General features: G+C 46.2%; 3 protein-coding genes and 1 pseudogene. All 4 read left to right on the top strand.

Features of this window, described 5'->3' with window-relative positions:
• A partial coding sequence (locus tag B7X71_RS14225; protein WP_293601084.1) for a DUF3400 domain-containing protein occupies positions 1-1721 on the top strand: 1721 nt, incomplete at its 5' end.
• Positions 1721-2110 carry a DUF971 domain-containing protein gene (locus B7X71_RS14220; protein ID WP_293598553.1) on the top strand — a complete coding sequence of 130 codons (390 nt, stop codon included), beginning with the start codon at positions 1721-1723 and terminating at the stop codon, positions 2108-2110. The genes B7X71_RS14225 and B7X71_RS14220, both read left to right, overlap by 1 nt.
• Positions 2111-2136: 26 nt before the next feature.
• A complete protein-coding gene (gene ubiE, locus B7X71_RS14215; RefSeq protein ID WP_293601083.1) occupies positions 2137-2880 on the top strand; it encodes a bifunctional demethylmenaquinone methyltransferase/2-methoxy-6-polyprenyl-1,4-benzoquinol methylase UbiE in 744 nt (247 codons plus the stop codon).
• Positions 2881-2936: 56 nt separating this feature from the next.
• Positions 2937-3173 (top strand): annotated as a pseudogene (locus B7X71_RS14210) (Tim44 domain-containing protein); the annotation flags it as partial.

Genomic DNA, 3173 nt, shown 5'->3' with positions numbered 1-3173 from the left:
ACGAGATGTTGCAAGATGCACATCGTGCAGTCGATCGGATTATGAAATTGGCCCGCTCATTGGATGGCGTGATTTCGGGTGAGCATGGGATTGGTATTACGAAGCTTGAGTATTTGACTGAGGAAGAGCTCAAAGATTTCCGCGCTTACAAAAAACGTGTAGATCCTGAAGGCCGCTTCAACAAAGGCAAGTTAATGCCGCATGCGGATCTCAGCATCGCCTACACTCCAAGCTTTGGTTTGATGGGTCATGAGTCCATCATCATGCAGCAAAGTGATATTGGTGCGATTGCAGATAGCGTGAAAGATTGTTTACGCTGCGGTAAGTGCAAGCCGGTGTGTTCTACACATGTGCCACGCGCAAATTTGCTTTACAGTCCACGCGACAAAATTTTGGCAACCTCGCTGTTAATCGAAGCCTTCTTGTATGAAGAGCAGACACGCCGTGGCGTGTCGATTCGCCATTGGGAAATGTTTGATGACGTTGCAGCGCATTGCACTGTATGTCATAAGTGCTTAACGCCATGCCCAGTCAAAATTGACTTCGGTGATGTCACCATGAATATGCGCAACTTATTGCGTAAGATGGGTCAACAGCGTTTCAATCCAGGAACAGCGGCATCTATGCTCTTCTTGAATGCCACCGATCCAGACACAATCAAGTTGGCACGTAAGACCATGATTGGTTGGGGCTATAAGCTTCAACGTTTGGGTAACGATGTATTTCGTAAGTTGGCACGCAAACAAACCGCCCATCCTCCTGCGACAGTTACTAAGCCCAATATAAAAGAGCAGGTCATTTTCTTTGTAAATAAGAAGATGCCTGGTAACTTGCCGAAGAAAACAGCACGTGCACTTTTAGATATTGAGGACGCAAATTACGTACCAATTATTCGCGATCCAAAAACGACTTCTGCGGATACAGAAGCGGTGTTTTATTTCCCGGGTTGCGGCTCTGAACGTTTGTTCTCGCAAGTAGGTTTGGCTACGCAAGCAATGCTGTGGAATGTGGGTGTACAGACGGTATTACCACCAGGCTATCTCTGCTGCGGTTACCCACAGCGCGGCAATGGCGACTTCGATAAAGCAGAGAAGATGATTACAGATAATCGCGTCCTCTTTCATCGCGTTGCGAATACCCTGAACTACTTAGATATCAAGACTGTCGTAGTCTCATGCGGTACTTGCTACGACCAGTTAGCGGGTTATCAGTTTGAACAGATCTTCCCAGGTTGCCGCATCATCGATATTCATGAGTATTTGCTCGAGAAGGGCGTTAAGCTTTCAAACGTGACTGGCGTGAAGTATATGTATCACGATCCATGTCACTCACCGATGAAGTTGCAGGATCCACTCAAGACAGTGAATGAGTTGATTCAGCTCGAAGATGGCAAAGCTATTCAGAAGAATGATCGCTGCTGCGGTGAGTCTGGAACGCTTGCTGTGACTCGCCCCGATATTTCAACTCAGGTCCGTTTCCGTAAGCAGATCGAGATGGAGAAAGCTGCCAATGAATTACGTAAAGATGATTTCACTGGCGATGTCAAAGTGCTAACAAGCTGCCCTTCTTGCCTACAAGGCCTTACCCGCTTTGATGCGGATAGTGATACGACTGCTGATTACATCGTAGTTGAAATGGCGCAAAAATTATTGGGTCCTGATTGGATGCAGGATTATGTGACCAAGGCAAATCAAGGCGGTATTGAAAGGGTATTGGTTTAATGATTCCAACGAATGTTGTAGTACATCAGCAGTCAAAAGTTTTAGAGCTGTCCTATGAGAACGGCAATACTTATCGCCTTCCTTTTGAGTTCTTAAGAGTAGTTTCGCCCTCGGCTGAGGTTCAAGGCCACGGGCCTGGACAGGAGACTTTGCAAACCGGTAAACGTGAAGTCCTCATCGCTAATATTGAGCCAGTAGGTCATTACGCTTTGAAGCCTTCTTTTTCAGATGGCCATGATTCTGGTTTGTATTCATGGGATTACTTGCAATTTTTGTGCGAGAACCAAGAAGCACTTTGGAAAGAGCATTTAGATAAATTAGCTGCTGCTGGATTAGACCGAGATGCTCCAATGGGCGTTGCTGGTGGCAAGTCTTGCGGTAGTCATTGAGTATTTCATTAGATAGAGCAAAGAATATGAGTAAGACTCACTTTGGATACCAAAGCGTTGATGAGGCTGAAAAAGCAGGTAAGGTCGCAGAGGTATTTCACTCTGTAGCTAGTAAATACGATGTGATGAATGACTTAATGTCATTCGGTCTTCATCGCTTGTGGAAGAAAGTCACCATTGCTCGTGCGCAAGTTCGCCCTGGGCAAAAAGTTTTAGATATCGCTGGTGGTACAGGTGACTTGGCTGCGGCATTTGCACGTGCGGCAGGATGGGGTCATAACCCAGAGGCGCAAGTGTGGTTAAGCGACATTAATGCTTCCATGCTTGGAGTTGGTCGCGATCGTCTTCTAGATCAAGGCTTGGCTTTGCCCTGTGTTCAGTTTGATGCAGAGAAAATCCCTTTTCCCAATAATCATTTTGACGTGGTGACCGTAGCCTTTGGTTTGCGCAATATGACTCACAAAGATGTTGCCTTGGCAGAGATGTTGCGGGTCATTAAGCCGGGTGGTCGAGTTCTGGTGCTGGAGTTTTCTAAGCCAGATGCTTTTTTACAGCCAGTCTATGACACATACTCATTCAAGGTTTTACCTTGGTTGGGTGAAAAAATTGCCCAGGATTCTGAGAGCTACCGTTATTTGGCTGAATCTATTCGGATGCACCCAGATGCGCAAACCCTCAAGGAAATGATGCTGCAGGTCGGTTTTGATGAGGTGGATACCCATAGGATGACTGGGGGTATCGTTGCGCTCCATATTGGTATTAAATACTAGTGAATTTGTAGTTTTTAGCAGTCGAGAATTAAAGAAGTTTCATAGGAGATTAAAAGATGAATAAGCATTTTTTCAAGGCAACCTTATTAAGTATCAGCTTAATTTTTGCCACGGTTGGTCATGCTGATGCCGCTCGTTTAGGTGGCGGTAGAAGTATTGGTAAGGCACCAAGTGCGCCAATGCAAAAACAGGCAGCTCCTGCACAAAAACCAGCTCAACAAGCTCAACCAGCTACACCAGCCACGGCTCCTAAAGCACCGGCACCTAGTCGCTTTGGCGGCATGGGTGGAATT

Source organism: Polynucleobacter sp. 39-46-10, assembly GCF_002282275.1.
This window is presented reverse-complemented; position numbering and strand designations above follow the sequence as displayed.

Bases quoted from the DNA above. Each gene is read 5' to 3' on its own strand.
- ubiE (WP_293601083.1), top strand. From the start codon at position 2,137: ATGAGTAAGACTCACTTTGGATACCAAAGCGTTGATGAGGCTGAAAAA.
- B7X71_RS14220 (WP_293598553.1), top strand. From the start codon at position 1,721: ATGATTCCAACGAATGTTGTAGTACATCAGCAGTCAAAAGTTTTAGAG.